This window comes from Kitasatospora sp. NPDC001660 (genome assembly GCF_053596725.1).
In genome coordinates this window covers 44316-62637 of the sequence record NZ_JBSFGU010000026.1, presented here as the reverse complement: position 1 = coordinate 62637, position 18322 = coordinate 44316, and the positions used below count along the sequence as shown (strand labels likewise).

Below are 18322 nucleotides of genomic sequence, written 5' to 3'. Positions count from 1 at the left end.
CGGGCCCGGCGAACCGACCGGTCCCGGTGCGCCGGCAGGCCCTCGCGCGCCGGACGGCGTCAGAGCGCGCAGCCCTGGGTGTCCACCCGCGCCGTCGCGGAGCTGCCCTTCTCGGCGTCGTCCTTCACCTCGGCCGCCGTGAGCACGTACCCGGTGTCGGCGCTGTCCAGCGACTTGGCGAACACCACGCCGTACACCTGGCCGTCCGGGGCGAGCAGCGGGCCGCCGCTGTTGCCCTGGCGGACGAGCGAGCGGACGGAGTAGACGTCGCGCACGACCTGGCCGCGGTGGTAGATGTCCGGGCCGTTGGCCTGGATGCGGCCGCGGATGCGGGCGGGCTGGACGTTGAAGGCGCCGTTCTCGGGGAAGCCGGCCACGATGGCGTTGTCGTTGGTCCTGGCCTCGCCCGCGAAGGCCAGCGGGGGCGCGTTCAGCTTGGGCACGTCGAGGACCGCGATGTCGCGCTGCCAGTCGTAGCGGACCACCGTCGCGTCGTAGAGCTGGCCGACGCCGCCGATCTGCACGGTCGGCTCGTCGACCCCGCCGACCACGTGGGCGTTGGTCATCACCCGGTGCGGGGCGAAGACGAAACCGCTGCCCTCCAGGGTCTTGCCGCAGGAGGTGGCGGTGCCGACCACCTTGACCAGGCTCTGCCGGGCCTTCGCCACCACCGGGCTGGCGGCCAGCGCGGGGTCGGGCGTGTCGACCTGGGTGATCGGCTCGTGCTCGAAGGGGTTGAAGACCTGGGGGAAGCCGTTGCGGGCGAGCACCTTCGAGAAGTCCGAGAACCAGTTCGGCGCGTCGCCGGGCAGCGCGTCCTGGACGCCGCCGAGGATCGCCGAGGAGCGGACCTGCTTGGAGACCGTCGGCAGGGACGTTCCCGCGAGCGCGGAGCCGATCAGCCAGGCCACCAGCAGCATCGAGATCACGTTGACGACCGCTCCGCCGGCCGCGTCCAGCACCCGCGCGGGACGGCGGTCGATGTGGCCGCGCAGCTTCCAGCCGAAGTGCGTGGTGATCGCCTGGCCGATCGCGGCGAACACGATCACCACGACGACGGCCACCACCGAGGCCGTCGTGCCGGGGCTCAGGTGGTCGAGCAGCAGCGGCAGCAGCTGCACCGCGAGCAGGCCGCCGCCGAGGAAGCCCACGACCGACAGCACGCCCACCACGAAGCCCTGCCGGTAGCCCGACACGGCGAAACCGACGGCGGCGAGGATCAGCAGCACATCCAGGACGTTCACCCGGACACCCTCCCACGACCTGCGGCACGACCGCGCGGACGGGCCCTCACGAGGGACCGGCTTCGCCGCCCAGCAGCGCGCGGGAGCGCTCGGTGTCGCCCTGCACCAGGGCCAGCGCGTCGTCCGAGAGGTCGACGATCCGGGACGGGTCCCACGGCCGCTCCAGGCCGCTGTGGTGCAGCACCCGGTCGATCACCCCGGCGGTGAAGCCCCAGACCAGCCGCCCGGCCACCGCGAACGCCGGGCCCAGGTGCCCGGACGGATGCCGCAGCCGGACCCGGTTCGCCGGGTCGGCGAGCTCCGCGATCGTCACCCGGAACACGGCGCCCGTCTCCCCCGCGTCCACCGGGCGCACCGGCGACTCCTCGCGCCACCAGCCGAGCACCGGGGTCACCACGAAGCGGCTCACCGGGATGTAGAGGGCGGGCAGCGCGGCGAACACCTGCACCCCGGCCGGGTCCAGGCCGGTCTCCTCCCAGGCCTCGCGCAGCGCCGCCGCGATCGGGCCGGGGCCGTCCGGGTCGCCGTCCTCCGGGTCGAGCGCGCCGCCCGGGAAGGACGGCTGCCCGGCGTGCGAGCGCAGCGAGCGGGCCCGCTCGATCAGCAGCAGGTCGGGGCCCTGCTCGCACTCCCCGAAGAGCATCAGCACGGCGGCCGCCCGGGCGTCCTCCACCGGCGGCAGGAAGCGGCTCAGCTGCTCGGGCAGCACGCGCTCGGCGGCGTCCCGGACGGGCTCCAGCCACTCCGGCAGACCGTCCCGCTCGATCTCCCGCGCCATCGGCTCCGGCCCGCTCACTCGCCCACCGCCAGGTCCGCGACGTGTCCCCGGTGGGCGGCGGCGTCGGCGCGCGCGGCGGCCTCGCCGGGGAAGTCCCCCGGGGGCTTCAGCCGCTGACCGGGATGGCCGCCCATCTCGTACTTGAGCAGTTTCCTCGCCTTCTCCGGGTCCGTCTCGCCCTCGCCGTACGACGGGCAGAGCGGCGCGATCGGGCAGGCTCCGCAGGCGGGCTTCTGGGAGTGGCAGATCCGGCGGCCGTGGAAGACCACGCGGTGCGAGAGCATCGTCCACTCGGACTTCGGGAAGATCTCGGCGACGGCCAGCTCGACCTTCACCGGGTCGTCCTCGGTGGTCCAGCCGAACCGCCTCGCCAGGCGCCCGAAGTGGGTGTCGACGGTGATCCCCGGGACGCCGAAGGCGTTGCCGAGGACGACGTTGGCGGTCTTGCGGCCGACTCCGGGCAGGGTCACCAGGTCGTCCAGGCGGCCCGGGACCTCGCCGCCGAAGTCGTCGCGCAGCGCGATCGACAGGCCGATGAGCGACTTCGCCTTGTTCCGGAAGAACCCGGTCGGGCGGATGATCTCCTCCAGCTCCTCCGGGTTCGCCGCCGCCATGTCCTCCGGGGCGGGGTACCGGGCGAACAGTGCGGGCGTCGTCTGGTTCACCCGCAGGTCCGTCGTCTGTGCCGACAGCACGGTGGCCACCAGCAGTTGGAAGGGGTTCTCGAAGTCCAGCTCCGGGTGCGCGTACGGATACAGCTCCGCGAGCTCCCGGTTGATCCTGCGCGCCCGCCGCACCATCGCCAGCCGGGACTCGGGCTTCCTCGGCTTCGCCGCGGGCTTCGCCTTCGGAGCCGCCGTCTTCCGGACCTTGCTCTCTGCCATGCACGAAGGCTACGCCGGACAGCCGGACCCGTGCGCCGCGTTGGCCGTCCCCGACCGCACCGGCCCGGGTGGTGGCGGGGGTTACGCCGCGGAGGGTGCGGGCGGCCGGCGTCGCGGGCGTGGTCGAACTCAGCCGCAGTGTGCTTCTCCCGCCCGAGATCGAGGAGTTGACGCTGGTGCGCGAAACGGATCCGCGGTACTGGAGGTACGACATCGAGGCCCGCGTGCGCGAGACCGTCCACAGGCTGTGGACGGTCTCGCGGCCCGGCGCGGCGGTCGCCGAGCAGCTGGCCGCGCGCCACACCGTCTACACCTACGACCGGCGCGGGCGCGGCGGGGGCGCGGACACCGCGCCGTTCGCCGTCGAGCGCGAGATCGAGGACCTCGCGGCCGCCGGCGACTCGGCCCACGTGATCGGCGTCTCCTCCGGCGCGGCGCTCGCGCTGCGGGCCGCCGCGAGCGGGGTCGCGATCCGAGAAGGCCCTGGGCGAGCTCGGTTTCACCGACTGACGCGCCCGCAGCACCCGTGCGCCCCGGAGGGATCCCTCCGGGGCGCACCGGTTTCCCGGGCGTCAGGCCGACTGCTCGCGCTGCCGGTGGTAGTGGCGGGCGGCGCGGGCCCGGTTGCCGCAGCCGGGCCCGCACCACTCGCGGCGCGGGTGGTCCTTGACGAAGAACTGGACGCAGCCCGGCCCGTGGCAGGCCCTCAGGTCGGCCGCGAGCGGACCGCCGAGCAGGTCGGCAGTGCCGTGGGCGAGCGCGGCGAGCGCGGCGGGGAACCCGTCGCGGCCGGTCCGCTGGACGACGGTGAGCCCGGTTCCGTCGGCGGTCAGGACGGGCCAGCGCGGCGCGGCGGCGGACGCCTCGTTGATCCGCTCGACCTCGACGGCAGGGGCCGGCTCGCCGTCGACGAACGCGCGCAGAACGGTACGGACCGCGTCGCGCAGCACCCGGAAACCCGCCAGGTCGGCCTCGTCGGCCGACAGCCCGGGAGCATCGGCCTCGGACGCCAGCCAGGCGGCGAGCTCCTCCGGCGTCCCGACGGTGTCCCGGACCTTCCCCCGGACGGCGATCAGCGTGTTGGCGAACGCGACGGCGAGCGGCAGGCCCGGTGAGGACTGTGCCGTGCGCTCCTGAGCAGTGACGGAATCCATGGACCTAATGGTAGCCACCCCTTGCAACCATCAAGTCCAGCTGCCATGATTCTAACGGTTGATCAAGCGCCAGCCGTAAGAATTGACTCAGGGGGAGTACCACCGGATGACCGCCACCGCGATCGGGCCCGACCCGCAGACCCGTTCGGCCGACCAGCAGCAGCCGGCCCGGCTGCGACACAACCGGGACTTCCTCAAGTTCTGGTCCGGCGAGACCCTCTCGCTGCTCGGCAGCCAGGTCACCACGCTCGCCCTGCCGCTCACCGCCGTCATCGCCTTCGACGCCACGCCCGAGCAGGTCGGCCTGCTGCGCTTCCTGCAGCTGGTCCCCTACCTCGGCCTCGCGCTGGTCTTCGGCGTCCTGGTCGACCGGATGCGGCGCAGGCGCGTCATGCTCCTGGCCAACGGCGCCCGGATGGTGCTCATCGGACTGATCCCGCTGCTGGCCGCGACCCACCACCTGACGCTGCCGGTGCTGCTGACGCTCGCCTGCGCGATCGGCGTCTTCTCCGTCCTGTTCGACGTCAGCTGGATGTCCTTCGTCCCGACCCTGGTGAAGGACCCGAAGCACTACGTCGAGGCCAACCAGAAGCTCGGCGTCACCTCCTCCACGGCGGACGTCGCAGGGCCCGGCCTGGCGGGCGTGCTGATCGGCACCCTGACCGCGCCGGTCGCGCTGGCGGCGGACGCCCTCTCCTACCTGGTCTCGCTGCTGACGCTGCTGTGGATCCGCACGCCCGAGCCCCGCCCCGAGCCGCCGGCGGAGGGCCGGCACCTCGGACGGGAGCTGGCCGAGGGCCTGCGCTGGGTCTTCGGCGACCGCGTCCTGCGCCCGCTGGCGCTGGTGGGGCCGTTCTGCAACTTCTCGATGATCTCGGTGTGGACGGTGTTCGTCCTGTACGCGGTGCGCGACCAGGGGCTGACACCCACCCAGATCGGCGTCGTCTTCTCCGCCTCCTCGGTCGGCGGGCTGGCGGGGGCGGCCGTCTCCGGGCGGGTGATCAAGCGGTTGCGGCTGGGCCTGGTCTACGCGGTCTCGATGGCGGCGATCTTCGCGAGTCCGCTGCTGGTCGCGTTCGCGGACGGTCCGAAGCCGGTGCGGATGGCCCTGTTCGTCGGCTCGTTCTTCGTCGGCTACCTGGGGCTCGGCGTGGCCGGCGTGGTGATGGTCAGCCTGCGCCAGACCCTGACGCCGCAGCCGCTGATGGGCCGGATGAACGCGGCGTTCCGCACCCTGCTGTTCGGCGGCGGCTCTCTGGGCGGCCTGCTCGGCGGCGTCATCGGCGGGGCCCTCGGGCTGCGCCAGGGCCTCATGGCGATCGCCGTCGGCTCGGCCCTGATGCTCGTCCCGCTCGCCCTCTCGCCGGTCAGCCGACTGCGCGAACTGCCGCCGCCGGCCGCCTGATCCGCACCCGCCCCGGACCACCGGGGTCGTCCGGCCCGCTCGGGGGAGGGGCCGGGCGACCCCGGTTCGACGCGTCCGCCCGGCCTCGGCGCCTCCGCCCGGGTTCGGCGCGTCAGCCCCCGTAGAGGGAGTTCAGCTCGCCGAAGCCGAGCGAGCCGTCGAGCTCCGTCAGCGTCCCGGCACCCAGCAGTTCGGCGGCGGCCCGGCGCGCGGCGGTGTACGCGAGCTGGGCGAGGCCCGTACCGACGCTGACGCGGCGCACCCCCGCGGCGGCGAGTTCGGCGACGGTCGGCCCGCCCGCGACGGCCATCGCGTTCACCGGCAGCGCGGTGCGCCCGCACAACTCGGCCAGCGCGTCGAGGTCCAGCAGCCCGGGGACGAACAGTCCGTCCGCACCCGCCTCCGCGTAGGCCTCGGCCCGCTCCAGCACGTCGTCGAGCCCGCCCAGGCCGAACAGGAACACGTCCGTCCTCGCGTTGACCACCAGCTCCGGCAGGCCCCCCGCGGCCGCCGCCCTCCGGGCCGCCCGCAGCCGCGCGGCCTGCTCGGCCACCGGGAACAGCGGACCGCCGACGGCCGTCGAGTCCTCCAGGTTGACACCGACCGCGCCCGCGCCGATCACCGCCTCCACGGTTGCGGCGACGTCCGCGGGCAGCGGACCGTAGCCGCCCTCGGCATCGACGGTGACCGGCACGTCCACCGCCGCGACGATCCGGCGGGCCGCCTCGACCATCTCCGCCCGGCCCAGCCGCTGGCCGTCCCCGGCCCCGAGCGACCACGAGACGCCGCCGCTGGTGGTGGCGACCGCCGGGGCGCCGGCCGAGGCGATCACGGCGGCGCTGCCCGCGTCCCAGGCATTGGGCAGCACGAGCACGCCGCCCTCGACGAGCTTGCGGAGCTTTCCGGCACGCTCGCGCAACTCCGGTGCGGTGGTGGACATTCGAAGCACCCGCTTTCGTACGGACCGATGGCGTCGAAGGCATCCTGCGGCCCGGCCCCGCGCCGCCACCAGTGATTAAGCTGGGGCCGAATCTTCCGGGAGGGCGGCCGCCGAGCGGCCGGAGAGGATGCCCCGCATGCGGACCGAGCTGACGTTCTCCGCGAACGACGTCGCCCAGACCCGTTTCGCCGTCTCCCCCATGCAGGAGGTGGTGACCAGCCTCCGCGCCCTCGCCCACTCCCCCGTCCCCGCGCTGCACCGCCGCTGGGCCGACCAGGTCGGCGGCCGGATCGCCGCCGCCGGGCTCGACCGCGGCCGGCTCGCCGCCATGGTCCCGCCCACCGGCCACCTGCCCGACTTCCTCAACCCGACCCCGACGGGCTCCGCCCCCACCCTCGCCGAGGAGCTGGCCGCGATCACCGCGACCGGCCCCGACCAGGTCCGGGCCGACCTCGACATCGTCGCCGCCGAGGCCCCCGGCGGCCGGCTGCCCGCCGTGCTGGAGCCGCTCCACCGCGACCCGCCCGCCCGGCTCCCGCAGCTCGCCGCCGAGATCGAGGCGTACTGGGAGATCGCGCTCGCCCCCTACTGGGCCCGGATCCGCGCACTGCTGGAGGCCGACGTCTTCCACCGCTCCCGGCAGGCCGCCGAGCACGGCAGCGCCCGTGTGCTCGACGACCTGCACGAGACGGTCCGCTGGGACGGCACCGCGCTGCGCATGGAGGGACGGCACTGCCTCGTCTCCCGGCTCCACACCGGGGCCGGCCTGCTGCTCCTGCCGTCCGTGTTCGCCTGGCCGCGCATCCTCACCCGGGTGCTCCCGCCCGACCCGCCGCAGCTGGTCTACCCGGCGCGCGGCGTGGCCACCCTGTGGGAGCCCCGCACCACGGCCTGCCCGGACGCCCTGGCCGCCGTCCTCGGCAGGTCGCGCGCCCGGCTGCTGGCCGAGCTGGAGTCCCCGGCCTCGACCACCGAGCTGGCCCGCCGCACCGGCCTGTCCGCCGCGGGCGTCTCCCAGCACCTCACCGCCCTGCGCGCCGCCGGGCTGACCAGCGCCCACCGGGCCGGGCACACCGTCCTCTACGCCCGCACGGCCACCGCCGAATCCCTGCTCGACCAGCCCGGAGGGACATTCGACCGGACCGGCCCCGCGGCGCGGCCCGGCACCTGACCGAACCGTACGAATGGCCCCGCGAACCACACCTCGGTGTACCCCCTCCTCATATGATCGGAGCGACATGCGCCATGCTTGGTGATGCAGAACACTGAACGGAACTTGCGCCGGACGGCCCACCCGCCAACCGGCCGAGAAGGAGGAAGCACGTGGACGACGTTCTGCGGCGCGCCGCACTCTTCGCGGCACTCGACGACGAACAGGCCGGCGAGCTGCGCGCTTCCATGACCGAGGTCACCCTCGCCCGTGGTGAGTCGCTGTTCCACGAGGGCGACCCGGGCGACCGGCTGTACGTCGTCGCCGAGGGCAAGGTCAAGCTGCACCGCGCCTCGCCGGACGGGCGCGAGAACATGCTCGCCGTCCTCGGCCCCAGCGAGATGATCGGCGAGCTGTCGCTGTTCGACCCGGGCCCGCGCACCGCGACCGCCAGCGCGCTGACCGAGGTCAAGCTGCTCGGCCTCGGCCACGGCGACCTCCAGCCCTGGCTGCACGCCCGTCCCGAGGTCTCCATCGCGCTGCTGCGGGCCATCGCCCGCCGCCTGCGCCGGACCAACGACGTGATGTCCGACCTGGTCTTCTCCGACGTGCCCGGGCGCGTCGCCAAGGCCCTGCTCGACCTCTCCCGCCGCTTCGGCGTGCAGTCCGAGGAGGGCATCCACGTCGCCCACGATCTCACCCAGGAGGAGCTCGCCCAGCTGGTCGGCGCCTCCCGCGAGACGGTCAACAAGGCGCTCGCCGACTTCGCCGGCCGCGGCTGGCTGAAGCTGGAGGCGCGTGCCGTCGTCCTGATGGACGTCGAGCGGCTTTCGCGCCGCTCGCGCTGACGCTCCGAGCGTTCCGAAGGGCCCGTCCTCCGCACCGGAGGGCGGGCCCTTCGGCGCTCCGAGGGTCAGCCCAGGTCCGGGATCAGCCCGTGCTCCTCCAGGTACTCCAGCTGCGCCCGCACCGACAGTTCGGCGGCCGGCCACAGCGAGCGGTCCACGTCCGCGTACACCCGGGCCACCACCTCGGCCGCGGTCCGGCAGCCCGCCTCGACCGCCGTCTCCACCTGGGCGAGCCGGGTGGCCCGGTGGGCCAGGTAGTAGTCGACGGCGCCCAGCGCGTCCGCGAGCACCGGCCCGTGACCGGGCAGCACGGTCCGCACGCCGTGCTCGGAGGCCATCGTGTGCAGGCGGCGCAGCGAGTCCAGGTAGTCGCCGAGGCGGCCGTCCGGGTGGGCGACCATCGTGGTGCCGCGGCCGAGGACGGTGTCGCCGGTGAGAATCGCGCCGTCGGCGGGCAGGTGGAAGGTCAGCGAGTCCGAGGTGTGCCCGGGGGTGCCGACCACCCGCAGGTCCAGTCCGCCCACGTCCAGGCGCCGCCCGTGCACCAGGCCCTCGGAGCCGAGCCGGTGCGCCGGGTCCAGCGCCAGGACCTTGCTGCCGGTGAGCTCGGCGAAACGGGCCGCGCCCTCGGAGTGGTCCGGGTGGCCGTGGGTGAGCAGGGTGAACGCCACGCGCTTGCCCTGCTGTTCGGCGAGGTCGATCACCCGGCGCAGGTGGCCCTCGTGCAGCGGGCCCGGGTCGATCACCGCCGCGAGGTCCGAGCCGGGCTCGGAGAGCAGCCAGGTGTTGGTGCCGTCCAGCGTCATCGGCGACGGGTTCGGCGCCAGCACGCACAGTGCCCGCGGGGTGGCCTCGCCGCCGACCTCGGCGGCGGGGTCACCCGGGAGGAGTCCGCTCACCGGCTGCCCTCGCCGTCGCGGTGCAGGGCGCGCAGCGGCAGCACCCGGACGAGGGCCCGCTGGGCCACCTCGACGAACGGGACCGGCTCGTCGCAGGCCGGGGTGCGCGGGATCAGGCGGCGGGCGGGCATCTCGGGTGCCGTCCGGCGAGCCACGTCGTTGTGGGTCATCGGGCGTCGGTCCTTTCTCTGCGGTGAGGCTCGGGTCTTTTGTGAGACCCGGGTCTGCGGTGGGGCTCAGGTCTGCGGTGGGGCTCAGGTCTCGGGGAAGTCCCCGTCGATGGTCAGCTCGTCATACCCGGGCCATCGAACGGTCATGCGGTCGCCGCGGACTTCGGCCCGGCCCAGGACCGGGTCCAGCGTGCGCCGCCCGGCTGCGGTCAGCGCGTCGTCGGCGGTCCGCACCGACGACAGCTCGCGCAGCACCGTGACGGTCGGCGGCAGCATGCCGAACCGGCCCTCGTCGTAGCCGCGGACGGCTTCGGCGGGCGCCATCCAGGCCACCCGGTCCGCCTCGCCGACCTCCAGGGCGGCGCGCTGGCCGGACGGCAGGGCGGCGACGAAGAACCAGGTGTCGTACCGGCGCTCCTCGAACTCCGGGGTGATCCACCGGGCCCAGCCGCCCAGCAGGTCGCTGCGCAGCACCAGGCCGTGGGCGCGGAGGAAGTCGGCGAAGGACAGTTCGTGCGCCTCCAGCGCGGCCCGCTCGGCGCTCCAGTCGCGCGGCTCGGCGATGCTCCGCGCGTCCGGGCCAGCCAGCAGCACGCCGGCCTCCTCGAAGGTCTCGCGGACGGCCGCGCAGACCACCGCCTGCGCCGTCCGGGCGTCCACGCCGAGGCGCCGCGCCCACTCCTGCGGGCCGGGCCCGGCCCAGGCCGGCTCGGCCTCGGCGTCCCGCGGGTCCACCCCGCCGCCCGGGTAGGCGTACATGCCGGCGGCGAAGGCCATCGAGGTGCGCCGGCGCAGCAGGTAGGCCTCCGGCCCGGTGGCGGCGTCGCGCAGCAGCACCACCGTCGCGGCGGGCTTGGCCGCCGGCGGGGTCACCGCGCCGGAGTCGACCGCCCGGATCCGGGCGGGCCAGCCGGGCGGCATCGGGAGCGTCGTGGCTCGATGGTCCATGCCCGGATGCTAAGCGCACGAAGGCGGGGTTGGACAGGCCCGACCCCGCCTCGTGATCACGACCGGAGCGGTCAGGCGCTCTTGACCCGCACCTGCAGCTCGACCTCGACCGGGGCGTCCAGCGGAAGCACCGCGACACCGACCGCGCTGCGGGCGTGCACGCCGGCCTCGCCCAGCACCTTGCCGAGCAGCTCGCTGGCGCCGTTGATCACGGCCGGCTGGCCGGTGAAGTCGGGGGCGGAGGCGACGAAGCCGACGACCTTGACGACCCGCTCGATCAGGTCGAGGTCGCCGATCACCGACTTGATGGCGGCCAGGGCGTTCAGTGCGCAGGTCCGCGCGAGCTCCTTGGCCTCCTCCGGGGACACCTCGGCGCCGACCTTGCCCGTGCTCGGCAGCTTGCCGTCGACGACCGGCAGCTGGCCGGAGGTGAACACGAACTCGCCCGCGCGCAGGGCCGGCACGTACGCGGCGACCGGCGCGGCCACCGGCGGCAGGCTCAGCCCCAGGTCGGCGAGCTTGGACTCGACCTTGCTCATGCGTTCTTCTCCCGCTTGAAGTAGGCCACCAGGGTCTCCGGGTTGGGGCCCTGCACGACCTGGACCAGCTCCCAGCCGTCCTCGCCGAAGTTGTCCAGGATCTGCTTGGTGGCGTGCACCAGCAGGGGCGCCGTCATGTATTCCCACTTGGTCATGGCCAGACTCTAGACGAGCCGCCGCGGCGATCGGCCCCGCCGGCGGACCGGCGTGTGAGGTGGCCCACAAAGGGGGCATGATTCAGGCCCGGTCCCCCCAGTGCTCCGGGCATCCGGCGCGCTCCCTGGTTACTCTCGCGAGAGGGCAACCGGAGAGCGGGCCGGCCGACGGAGCGGCCCCCGGCCCTCGGAGACGGACGGAGACGGAGCGTGGCACGCACCCCCGGCCAGGCGGCCCGGCGCGACCCCGACTGGGAGGGCGTCCGGCTGCACGTGGTCAGCGGCAAGGGCGGCACCGGGAAGACCACGCTGGCCGCCGCGCTGGCGCTGGCCCTCGCCGCCGAGGGCGGCCGGGTGCTGCTGATCGAGGTGGAGGGCCGGCAGGGCATCGCCGAGCTGTTCGGGATCGCCGCGCTGCCGTACGAGGAGCGCCGGATCGCCTCGGTCTCCCGGAGCCAGCTCGGCCTGCCGGCGAGCGCCGACGGTCCCGGCGGCGGCTCGACGGGCGGCAGCTCGACGGGCAGCGGCTCGACGGGCGGCAGCGGCGAGGTCTTCGCGCTGGCCATCGACACCGAGCAGGCACTGCTCGAGTACCTGGAGATGTTCTACAAGCTCGGCCGGGCCGGCAAGGCGCTGCAGAAGGTCGGCTTCGTCGACTTCGCGACCACCGTCGCCCCCGGCGTCCGGGACGTCCTGCTCACCGGCAAGGCCTGCGAGGCCTCCCGCCGCAAGGGCCCGGACGGCCGCCGCAGCTACGACGCGATCGTGATGGACGCGCCGCCGACCGGCCGCATCACCCGTTTCCTGAACGTCAACTCCGAGGTGGCCGGACTGGCCAGGATCGGGCCGATACATACCCAGGCGCAGGCCGTGATGCGGGTGCTGAAGTCGCCTGAGACCGCGGTGCACCTGGTCACCCTGCTGGAGGAGATGCCGGTGCAGGAGACGGTCGACGGCTTCGCCGAGCTGCGCGAGGCCGGTCTCCCGGTCGGTGGCGTGATGATCAACATGGTCCGGCCGCCGCTGCTGGACGCGGCCGCGGTCGCCGCGGTGGACGGGGACCACCGCGAGGAGGTGGCCCTGGCCCTCGGCGAGGCCGGGCTCGGGGGGCGCTCGCGCAAGCCGGACACCGTCCGGGCCGCGGTGGACCCGCTGCTCGACCCGCTCCTGGAACAGGCCAGGGAGCACGCCGAGCGGGTCGAGCTGGAGCGCGAGCAGCGCGCCGACCTCCAGCAGCTGAAGCTCCCCACCTACGAACTCCCGCTGCTGGGCGAGGGCGTGGACCTCGGCGGGTTGTACCGGCTGGCGAGCGAACTCAAGCGGCAGGGGGCGGCGTGAACGCGATGGGCGACGACAACGGGGTGCGCGGCACGGGCAGCCGGCTCGCGGTGGACGCGCTGATCGACGACCCGAAGACCAGGATCATCGTCTGCTGCGGCTCGGGCGGGGTCGGCAAGACCACCACCGCCGCGGCGATCGGGCTGCGCGCCGCCGAACGCGGGCGCAAGGTCGTCGTCCTGACCATCGACCCGGCCCGCCGGCTCGCCCAGTCCATGGGCCTGACCGAGCTCGACAACACGCCTCGCGTGGTCAAGGGGGTCACGGCCATGGAAGGGGCGCCGCTCTGCGGCTCGGACGAGGGTGGCGGCGGGCGGCGGGAGGGCGAACTCCAGGCCATGATGCTCGACATGAAGCGGACCTTCGACGAGGTCGTGCTCGCCCACGCCGAACCCGAACGGGCCAGGGCGATCATGGAGAACCCGTTCTACCAGTCCCTGTCGGCGGGCTTCGCGGGCACGCAGGAGTACATGGCCATGGAGAAGCTCGGCCAGCTGCGCGCGGCCGAGGAGTGGGACCTGATCGTCGTCGACACCCCGCCGTCCCGCTCCGCGCTGGACTTCCTGGACGCGCCCAACCGGCTCGGCTCCTTCCTCGACGGCAAGGTGATCCGGATCCTGACCGCCCCGGCCAAGGTCGGCGGCCGCAGCGCGATGAAGTTCCTCAACGTCGGCATGGGCCTGCTCACCGGCACCCTGGGCAAGATCTTCGGCACCCAGCTGCTCACCGACGTGCAGACCTTCGTCAGCGCGATGGACTCGATGTTCGGCGGCTTCCGCGAGCGGGCCGACCGCACGTACCAGCTGCTCAAGGCGCCGGGCACGGCGTTCCTGGTGGTGGCCGCGCCGGAGCGGGACGCGCTGCGCGAGGCGGCGTACTTCGTCGACCGGCTGGCCGCGGACCGGATGCCGCTGGCCGGGCTGGTGCTCAACCGGGTGCACGGCTCGGGTGCCCCGCAGCTCACGGCGGAACGGGCGCTGGCGGCGGCCGAGGCGCTGGAGGAGAACGGCTCGGAGCACTCGTCGCCCGAGGCGGAGCTGCTCGCGGCCGGACTGCTGCGACTGCACGCCGAGCGGATGCAGATCATGGCGAGGGAGCGCAGGACCCGGGACCGCTTCGTGTCGGTGTACCCGGACGTGCCGATCGTGGAGGTCGCCGCGCTGCCGGGCGACGTGCACGACCTCGACGGGCTGCGGGCCATCGGGGACAGGCTGAGCGGCGCGGTGTAGGAGGCCGCTGGGCGGCGTAAGCCGCGGCGTGGCGTCGCGGGGGGGGCAGCACCGTCGCGGGGACGGCGGCGTCGAGCGGACGCGCGTTTCGGTGCGAAGGCGTGGGGCGTCGCACGGGTGCGGGGCGTCGCACCTGGTGTGGGCCCGGGCCGGTGGGGCGGCCCGGCGCGAGTGATCGCGTGCCGGGTCAGCCCGCCTGGGCGTAGTCCGTCAGTATCACCCCGGTGGCCAGGGACTCCTCGTACTCCGTCCGGGCCGTCTCCAGCAACTTGCGCCAGGAGATCACCGTCGGACGGCGGCGCAGCAGCGCCCGGCGCTCGCGCTCCGTCATCCCGCCCCAGACCCCGAACTCCACGCGGTTGTCCAGCGCGTCCGCGAGGCACTCCGTACGGACGGGGCAACCGCTGCACACCGCCTTCGCGCGGTTCTGCGCCGCCCCCTGGACGAACAGTTCGTCCGGATCACTCGTGCGGCAGGCGGCCTGCGCACTCCAATCGTCAACCCAGCCCATGCCGGCGCCGTCCTCTCCCGCTGTTTCGAGGCTCCCCCACGGCGGCAACGGCATATTCACCGTTGCCAGTTGAGGACGTTACGGAAGAACGACAGCTTGCAACAGCCCCTTCGGGCTCAATCTCGAATGACCCGATTGGACTATGGGTGTCGGCCAGCTCACTCGTTGGAGTGACCGCAGGTCGCAAGCCTTGCCGACCGCAACACGGCAACGCTCTCCACGCGCGCCGTCACGGAGCGCTACCGTTCACCCGGATACAGCGGGCCGCAGCCGCCTCAAAATCCACCAGGAAAAGGGCAATTCGGGCAAGTCTCCCCACTCACAAGAGTGAGTCATGCTGACGCACCGAAGCTGTCGCAAGCTTGTGACAAGCCTAGGCGAACACCTGCCCCTATGGAGGGGATTCGGCGACGTAGGGTTCTCCCCATGGCACCGAAGCGCCCCCAGGCACCCCAGCCCCCAGGCAACACCGGAGCTCCGCGCGGCAAGCGGCGCGGGTCACCGCTGGACTTCGCGGGACACGGAGTGAAGTTCCTGGGCGTCAGCGTGCTCTCCGGAGTCCTGCTGGCGGGCCTCGCCCTGCCTGCCGTCGGCGCACTCGGGCTCACCGCCAAGGACACGGCCGAGAGCTTCGAGAACATCCCCGACGATTTCAAGACGCCTCCGCTGACCCAGGCGACGCAGATCTTCGACGCCAAGGGCGGCCTGATCGCCAAGGTCTACGAGCGCGACCGCACCGTCCTCACCGCCGACCAGATGTCGCCGTTCATGCGGCACGCCCAGGTCGACATCGAGGACGCCCGCTTCTACGAGCACGGCGCCGTCGACCTCAAGGGCATCCTTCGGGCCGTCAGCAAGAACGCCGAGAGCGGCACCGCGTCCCAGGGCGCCTCGACGCTGACCCAGCAGTACGTGAAGAACGTCAACGTCGAGAAGGCCGGCGACGACCAGGCCGCCGTCCTGGAGGCGCAGCGCAAGACCCTGGGCCGCAAGATCCAGGAGCTGAAGGTCGCGATCAAGCTGGAGGAGGACCTGACGAAGGACCAGATCCTCACCAACTACCTCAACATCACCTTCTACGGCCACCAGGCCTACGGGGTCGAGGCCGCGTCGCAGCGCTACTTCAGCAAGAGCAACAAGGACCTCACCATCGCCGAGGCCGCCACCCTCGCCGGCATGGTGCAGAACCCGTCGTCGTACGACCCGGTGCGCTACCCCGACAACACGGTCAAGCGCCGGAACGTCGTCATCGACAAGATGCTCGAGAACAAGCACATCACCGCCGACCAGGCGAAGGAGGCGAAGGCCGCCCCGCTGGGCCTCAAGTACAAGGACCCGCAGAACGGCTGCATCACCGCCCAGGCCGGCATGGGCTTCTTCTGCGACTACGTGCGCCACGTGGTCAAGCAGGACCCGGCGTTCGGCAAGTCCGAGGCCGACCGCAAGAAGCTGTGGGACACCGGCGGTCTGAACATCTACACCACGCTGGACCCGGACAAGCAGGCCGCCGCGCAGAACGCGGTGACCAAGCTCGTGTACGTGACCGACCCGGTGTCGGCTGCCGCCACCATGATGGAACCCGGTACGGGCAAGATCCTCGCCATGGCCCAGACCCGTCCGTACGGCCTGGACCCGAACAAGAACCAGACCGTCGTCAACCTCAACGTCGACGCGGCCATGGGCGGCGGCAACGGCTTCCAGCCCGGCTCGACGTTCAAGCCGATCGTGGCCGCCGCCGCTCTGGAATCCGGGGTGCCGCCCACCCAGCAGTACAAGTCGGAGAACCGCATCGAGTGGCCGACGATGAAGACCTGCGAGGGCACCTGGAAGAACACGGCGAAGGGCAAGGACCGGACCGTCCCCAACGAGAACGAGAACGAGAAGGGCCCCTACGACCTCAAGTCGGCCATGGCCCTCTCCGTCAACACCTACTTCGTCGAGATGGAGGCCGACATGGGCCTCTGCCCGGTGAAGCAGATGGCCAACAAGCTCGGCATCACCACCAAGGCCAGCGGCAAGGCGCTGGAGGAGGTCCCCTCGATGGGCCTCGGCGTGCAGGAGATGTCCCCGCTGACCATGGCGAACGTCTACGCGACGTTCGCCGCCCGGGGCAAGTACTGCACCCCGATCGCCATCAACAAGATCACCACGGTGGGCGGCAAGGACGTCCCGGTTCCGCAGGCCTCGTGCAGCCAGGCCTTCTCGGAGAACACGGCCGACGCCATGAACACCGTGCTGAGCGGCGTGACCGAGAAGGGCACCGGTAAGGACCTCGGCCTGGACGACGGCCGTCCGATCGCTGGCAAGACCGGCACCTCGGACGAGAAGCGCGCCGCCTGGTTCAGCGGCTACACCCCGCAGCTGGCCACCTCGGTCTGGCTCGGCGGCCCGGCCGGCGGCGTGCCGATGAAGAACATCAAGATCGGCCCGACCACCTTCCCCGAGGTCTTCGGCGCCACCGGCCCCGGCCCGATCTGGCGCATGGCGATGAACCAGGCGCTGAAGGGCGCTCCCGTGGAGCAGCTGCCCACCGCGAGCATCCCGGACATGCCCAAGCCGGACCCGACGCCCAACCCGGCGGCCGGTGCCACCGCGCCGGCCGCCGACCCGGGCCCCCAGCCCGGCGGCAACCCGCCGCCCCCGGCCAACCCCGGCGGCAACCCCGGCGGGGGCAACAACGCCGGCGGGATGATCGGCGGCGGGTTCACCTTCCCGCCGGGCTTCATCGGCGGGAACGGCAACGGCGGCAAGCACGGCGGCGGCGGTAACGGCGGCTGAGCCGGGCGCCGGCAGGTAGTAGGTAGTGGTACGACGAAGGGCGTCTCCCGAGTGATCTCGGGAGACGCCCTTCGCGTTCTCCTGTGCTCTTCGGCCCGCGGTGGACCTGCGTTCCGCGGCTCAGCCGGCCAGTGCGGCCTTCACCGCGGCGGCGACGCGGCCGCCCTCGGCCAGACCGTCCACCTTCGGCCGCAGCAGCTTCATCACGGCGCCCATGCCCTGCGGACCGGTGGCCCCGCTCTCCGCGACGGCGGCGGCCACGATCGCGGCCAGCTCCTCGTCCGAGAGCTGCTTGGGCAGGTACGAGGCGAGCACCTCGCCCTCCTGCCGCTCCCGGGCGGCCTGGTCGGCCCGGCCCGCGGTGTCGAACGCCTCGGCGGCCTCCCGGCGCTTCTTCGCCTCGCGGGTGACCACCTTGAGCACCTCGGCGTCGGACAGCTCGCGCTTCGTCTTGCCCGCCACCTCCTCTGCGGTGAGGGCGGCGAGCGTGAGCCGGATGGTGGACGAGCGCAGCTCGTCCCGGTCCTTGATGGCAGCCGTGAGGTCCTCCTGCAGCTGCTCCTTGAGCGTCGTCATGGCCCAGAGTCTCCCACCTGCGGCGTTCGGGTGCCCGGCATTAACCGCCGCGGGCTGTCGGCAAGTCCTGTAACCCATTAGAGTGGTTACATGACCGAAGGTGCCGAGGCCGAGCCGACCGCCGCCCCCGGGCTGGTGCTGACCACCCCCGGAGGCGCGAGCTTCCACTTCGACCCCGGCGCGCTCTGCCTCGAACTGCTCCCCACCGGCGGCCCCGGCGCCTATGCCCGCCGGGAGGTCCTGCACGAGCCCGCCGACCTCGCCGCCTGGCTGCCCGGCACACGGCTGCGCCTGCCCCCCGACGCCGTCCGGATCACCCCCGCCCAGCTCACCACCGCCCGCACCCTGCGCGACGCCCTCTGGCGGCTCACCGCGGCCCGGGCCCACGGCGAACACGGCGACGCCGCCGACTACGCCGTCCTCAACCGGGCCGCCGAGCACCCCCCGCTCGTCCCGCGGATCGCCCCCGACGGCACCGCGGCGGCTCCCCTGCCCGCCGACGGCGACCAGCTGGCCTCCACCGTCGCCCGGGACGCGATCGCCCTGCTCACGGGCCCGTACGCGGAGCGGATCCGGGAGTGCGGCGCGCACAACTGCTACCTGATCTTCGTCGACACCTCCCGGCCGGGCCGGCGCCGCTGGTGCTCCATGGAGCGCTGCGGCAACCGCAACAAGGTCCGGGCACTGCGGGCCCGACGGGAACCGGAGCAGTCGGGGGATACCCCGCCCCGGCCCGTATCCCTTCCGGGCGGACAGGCGTTCACCAGCTGATCCGC

At 73.3% G+C, this 18322-nt stretch carries 19 protein-coding genes; 7 read left to right on the top strand and 12 right to left on the bottom strand.

Annotation, left to right across the window (positions count from 1 at the left end):
* Window positions 1-59: 59 nt before the first annotated feature.
* The 4 genes from ACWCXH_RS25465 to ACWCXH_RS25450 form a co-directional block, all read right to left on the bottom strand.
* A complete protein-coding gene (locus ACWCXH_RS25465; RefSeq protein WP_449803789.1) occupies window positions 60-1244 on the bottom strand; it encodes a MarP family serine protease in 1185 nt (394 codons plus the stop codon).
* Between the two features lie 46 nt (window positions 1245-1290).
* Window positions 1291-2022 carry an NUDIX hydrolase gene (locus ACWCXH_RS25460; RefSeq protein WP_449803823.1) on the bottom strand — a complete coding sequence of 244 codons (732 nt, stop codon included), beginning with the start codon at window positions 2020-2022 and terminating at the stop codon, window positions 1291-1293.
* A gap of 14 nt (window positions 2023-2036) precedes the next feature.
* On the bottom strand, window positions 2037-2906 hold the full coding sequence (gene nth, locus ACWCXH_RS25455) for an endonuclease III (protein ID WP_449803788.1): 870 nt from the start codon (window positions 2904-2906) through the stop codon (window positions 2037-2039).
* Between the two features lie 572 nt (window positions 2907-3478).
* Window positions 3479-4060 (bottom strand): CGNR zinc finger domain-containing protein, encoded by a 582-nt coding sequence (locus tag ACWCXH_RS25450; RefSeq protein ID WP_449803787.1) that lies wholly within the window; start codon window positions 4058-4060, stop codon window positions 3479-3481.
* A gap of 106 nt (window positions 4061-4166) precedes the next feature.
* Here ACWCXH_RS25450 and ACWCXH_RS25445 point away from each other — a divergent pair, with 106 nt between their 5' ends.
* Window positions 4167-5465: an MFS transporter gene (locus ACWCXH_RS25445; protein WP_449803786.1), complete on the top strand. Its 1299-nt coding sequence runs from the start codon at window positions 4167-4169 to the stop codon at window positions 5463-5465.
* Between the two features lie 112 nt (window positions 5466-5577).
* Here the strand turns inward: ACWCXH_RS25445 and ACWCXH_RS25440 are convergent, their stop codons facing one another.
* Entirely contained in the window at window positions 5578-6405 is an 828-nt protein-coding gene (locus ACWCXH_RS25440) for an isocitrate lyase/PEP mutase family protein (RefSeq protein ID WP_449803785.1), read from the bottom strand.
* Between the two features lie 136 nt (window positions 6406-6541).
* On the opposite strand from ACWCXH_RS25440, the gene ACWCXH_RS25435 reads away from it, so the two are divergent.
* On the top strand, window positions 6542-7576 hold the full coding sequence (locus tag ACWCXH_RS25435) for a DUF5937 family protein (protein WP_449803784.1): 1035 nt from the start codon (window positions 6542-6544) through the stop codon (window positions 7574-7576).
* A gap of 152 nt (window positions 7577-7728) precedes the next feature.
* Window positions 7729-8403, top strand: coding sequence for a Crp/Fnr family transcriptional regulator (locus ACWCXH_RS25430; RefSeq protein WP_030240972.1), 675 nt, complete (start codon window positions 7729-7731; stop codon window positions 8401-8403).
* A gap of 65 nt (window positions 8404-8468) precedes the next feature.
* Here the strand turns inward: ACWCXH_RS25430 and ACWCXH_RS25425 are convergent, their stop codons facing one another.
* The 5 genes from ACWCXH_RS25425 to ACWCXH_RS25405 form a co-directional block, all read right to left on the bottom strand.
* Window positions 8469-9302 carry an MBL fold metallo-hydrolase gene (locus ACWCXH_RS25425; protein WP_449803783.1) on the bottom strand — a complete coding sequence of 278 codons (834 nt, stop codon included), beginning with the start codon at window positions 9300-9302 and terminating at the stop codon, window positions 8469-8471.
* Window positions 9299-9472, bottom strand: a complete 174-nt coding sequence (locus ACWCXH_RS25420; RefSeq protein WP_449803782.1) for a hypothetical protein — start codon at window positions 9470-9472, stop codon at window positions 9299-9301. Before ACWCXH_RS25420 ends, ACWCXH_RS25425 begins: the two co-directional genes overlap by 4 nt.
* An 84-nt stretch (window positions 9473-9556) precedes the next feature.
* Window positions 9557-10420: an NUDIX hydrolase gene (locus tag ACWCXH_RS25415; protein ID WP_449803781.1), complete on the bottom strand. Its 864-nt coding sequence runs from the start codon at window positions 10418-10420 to the stop codon at window positions 9557-9559.
* A gap of 71 nt (window positions 10421-10491) precedes the next feature.
* Window positions 10492-10959 carry a RidA family protein gene (locus ACWCXH_RS25410; RefSeq protein WP_449803780.1) on the bottom strand — a complete coding sequence of 156 codons (468 nt, stop codon included), beginning with the start codon at window positions 10957-10959 and terminating at the stop codon, window positions 10492-10494.
* Complete coding sequence (locus ACWCXH_RS25405; RefSeq protein WP_195911064.1) at window positions 10956-11114, bottom strand: DUF4177 domain-containing protein; 159 nt, start codon at window positions 11112-11114, stop codon at window positions 10956-10958. Before ACWCXH_RS25405 ends, ACWCXH_RS25410 begins: the two co-directional genes overlap by 4 nt.
* A 210-nt stretch (window positions 11115-11324) precedes the next feature.
* On the opposite strand from ACWCXH_RS25405, the gene ACWCXH_RS25400 reads away from it, so the two are divergent.
* Window positions 11325-12452: an ArsA-related P-loop ATPase gene (locus ACWCXH_RS25400; protein WP_449803779.1), complete on the top strand. Its 1128-nt coding sequence runs from the start codon at window positions 11325-11327 to the stop codon at window positions 12450-12452.
* Window positions 12453-12457: 5 nt separating this feature from the next.
* Window positions 12458-13681 (top strand): ArsA family ATPase, encoded by a 1224-nt coding sequence (locus ACWCXH_RS25395; protein WP_449803822.1) that lies wholly within the window; start codon window positions 12458-12460, stop codon window positions 13679-13681.
* A 187-nt stretch (window positions 13682-13868) separates the two neighbouring features.
* Here ACWCXH_RS25395 and ACWCXH_RS25390 read toward each other — a convergent pair whose 3' ends face one another.
* On the bottom strand, window positions 13869-14192 hold the full coding sequence (locus ACWCXH_RS25390; protein ID WP_195911063.1) for a WhiB family transcriptional regulator: 324 nt from the start codon (window positions 14190-14192) through the stop codon (window positions 13869-13871).
* Between the two features lie 426 nt (window positions 14193-14618).
* Between ACWCXH_RS25390 and ACWCXH_RS25385 the strand changes: the two genes are divergently transcribed.
* Window positions 14619-16970 carry a transglycosylase domain-containing protein gene (locus ACWCXH_RS25385; protein ID WP_449803778.1) on the top strand — a complete coding sequence of 784 codons (2352 nt, stop codon included), beginning with the start codon at window positions 14619-14621 and terminating at the stop codon, window positions 16968-16970.
* Window positions 16971-17090: 120 nt separating this feature from the next.
* On the opposite strand, the gene ACWCXH_RS25380 is transcribed toward ACWCXH_RS25385, so the two are convergent.
* Window positions 17091-17546, bottom strand: a complete 456-nt coding sequence (locus ACWCXH_RS25380) for a GatB/YqeY domain-containing protein (protein WP_449803777.1) — start codon at window positions 17544-17546, stop codon at window positions 17091-17093.
* Between the two features lie 90 nt (window positions 17547-17636).
* Between ACWCXH_RS25380 and ACWCXH_RS25375 the strand changes: the two genes are divergently transcribed.
* On the top strand, window positions 17637-18317 hold the full coding sequence (locus tag ACWCXH_RS25375; RefSeq protein ID WP_449803776.1) for a CGNR zinc finger domain-containing protein: 681 nt from the start codon (window positions 17637-17639) through the stop codon (window positions 18315-18317).
* Window positions 18318-18322: the final 5 nt, after the last annotated feature.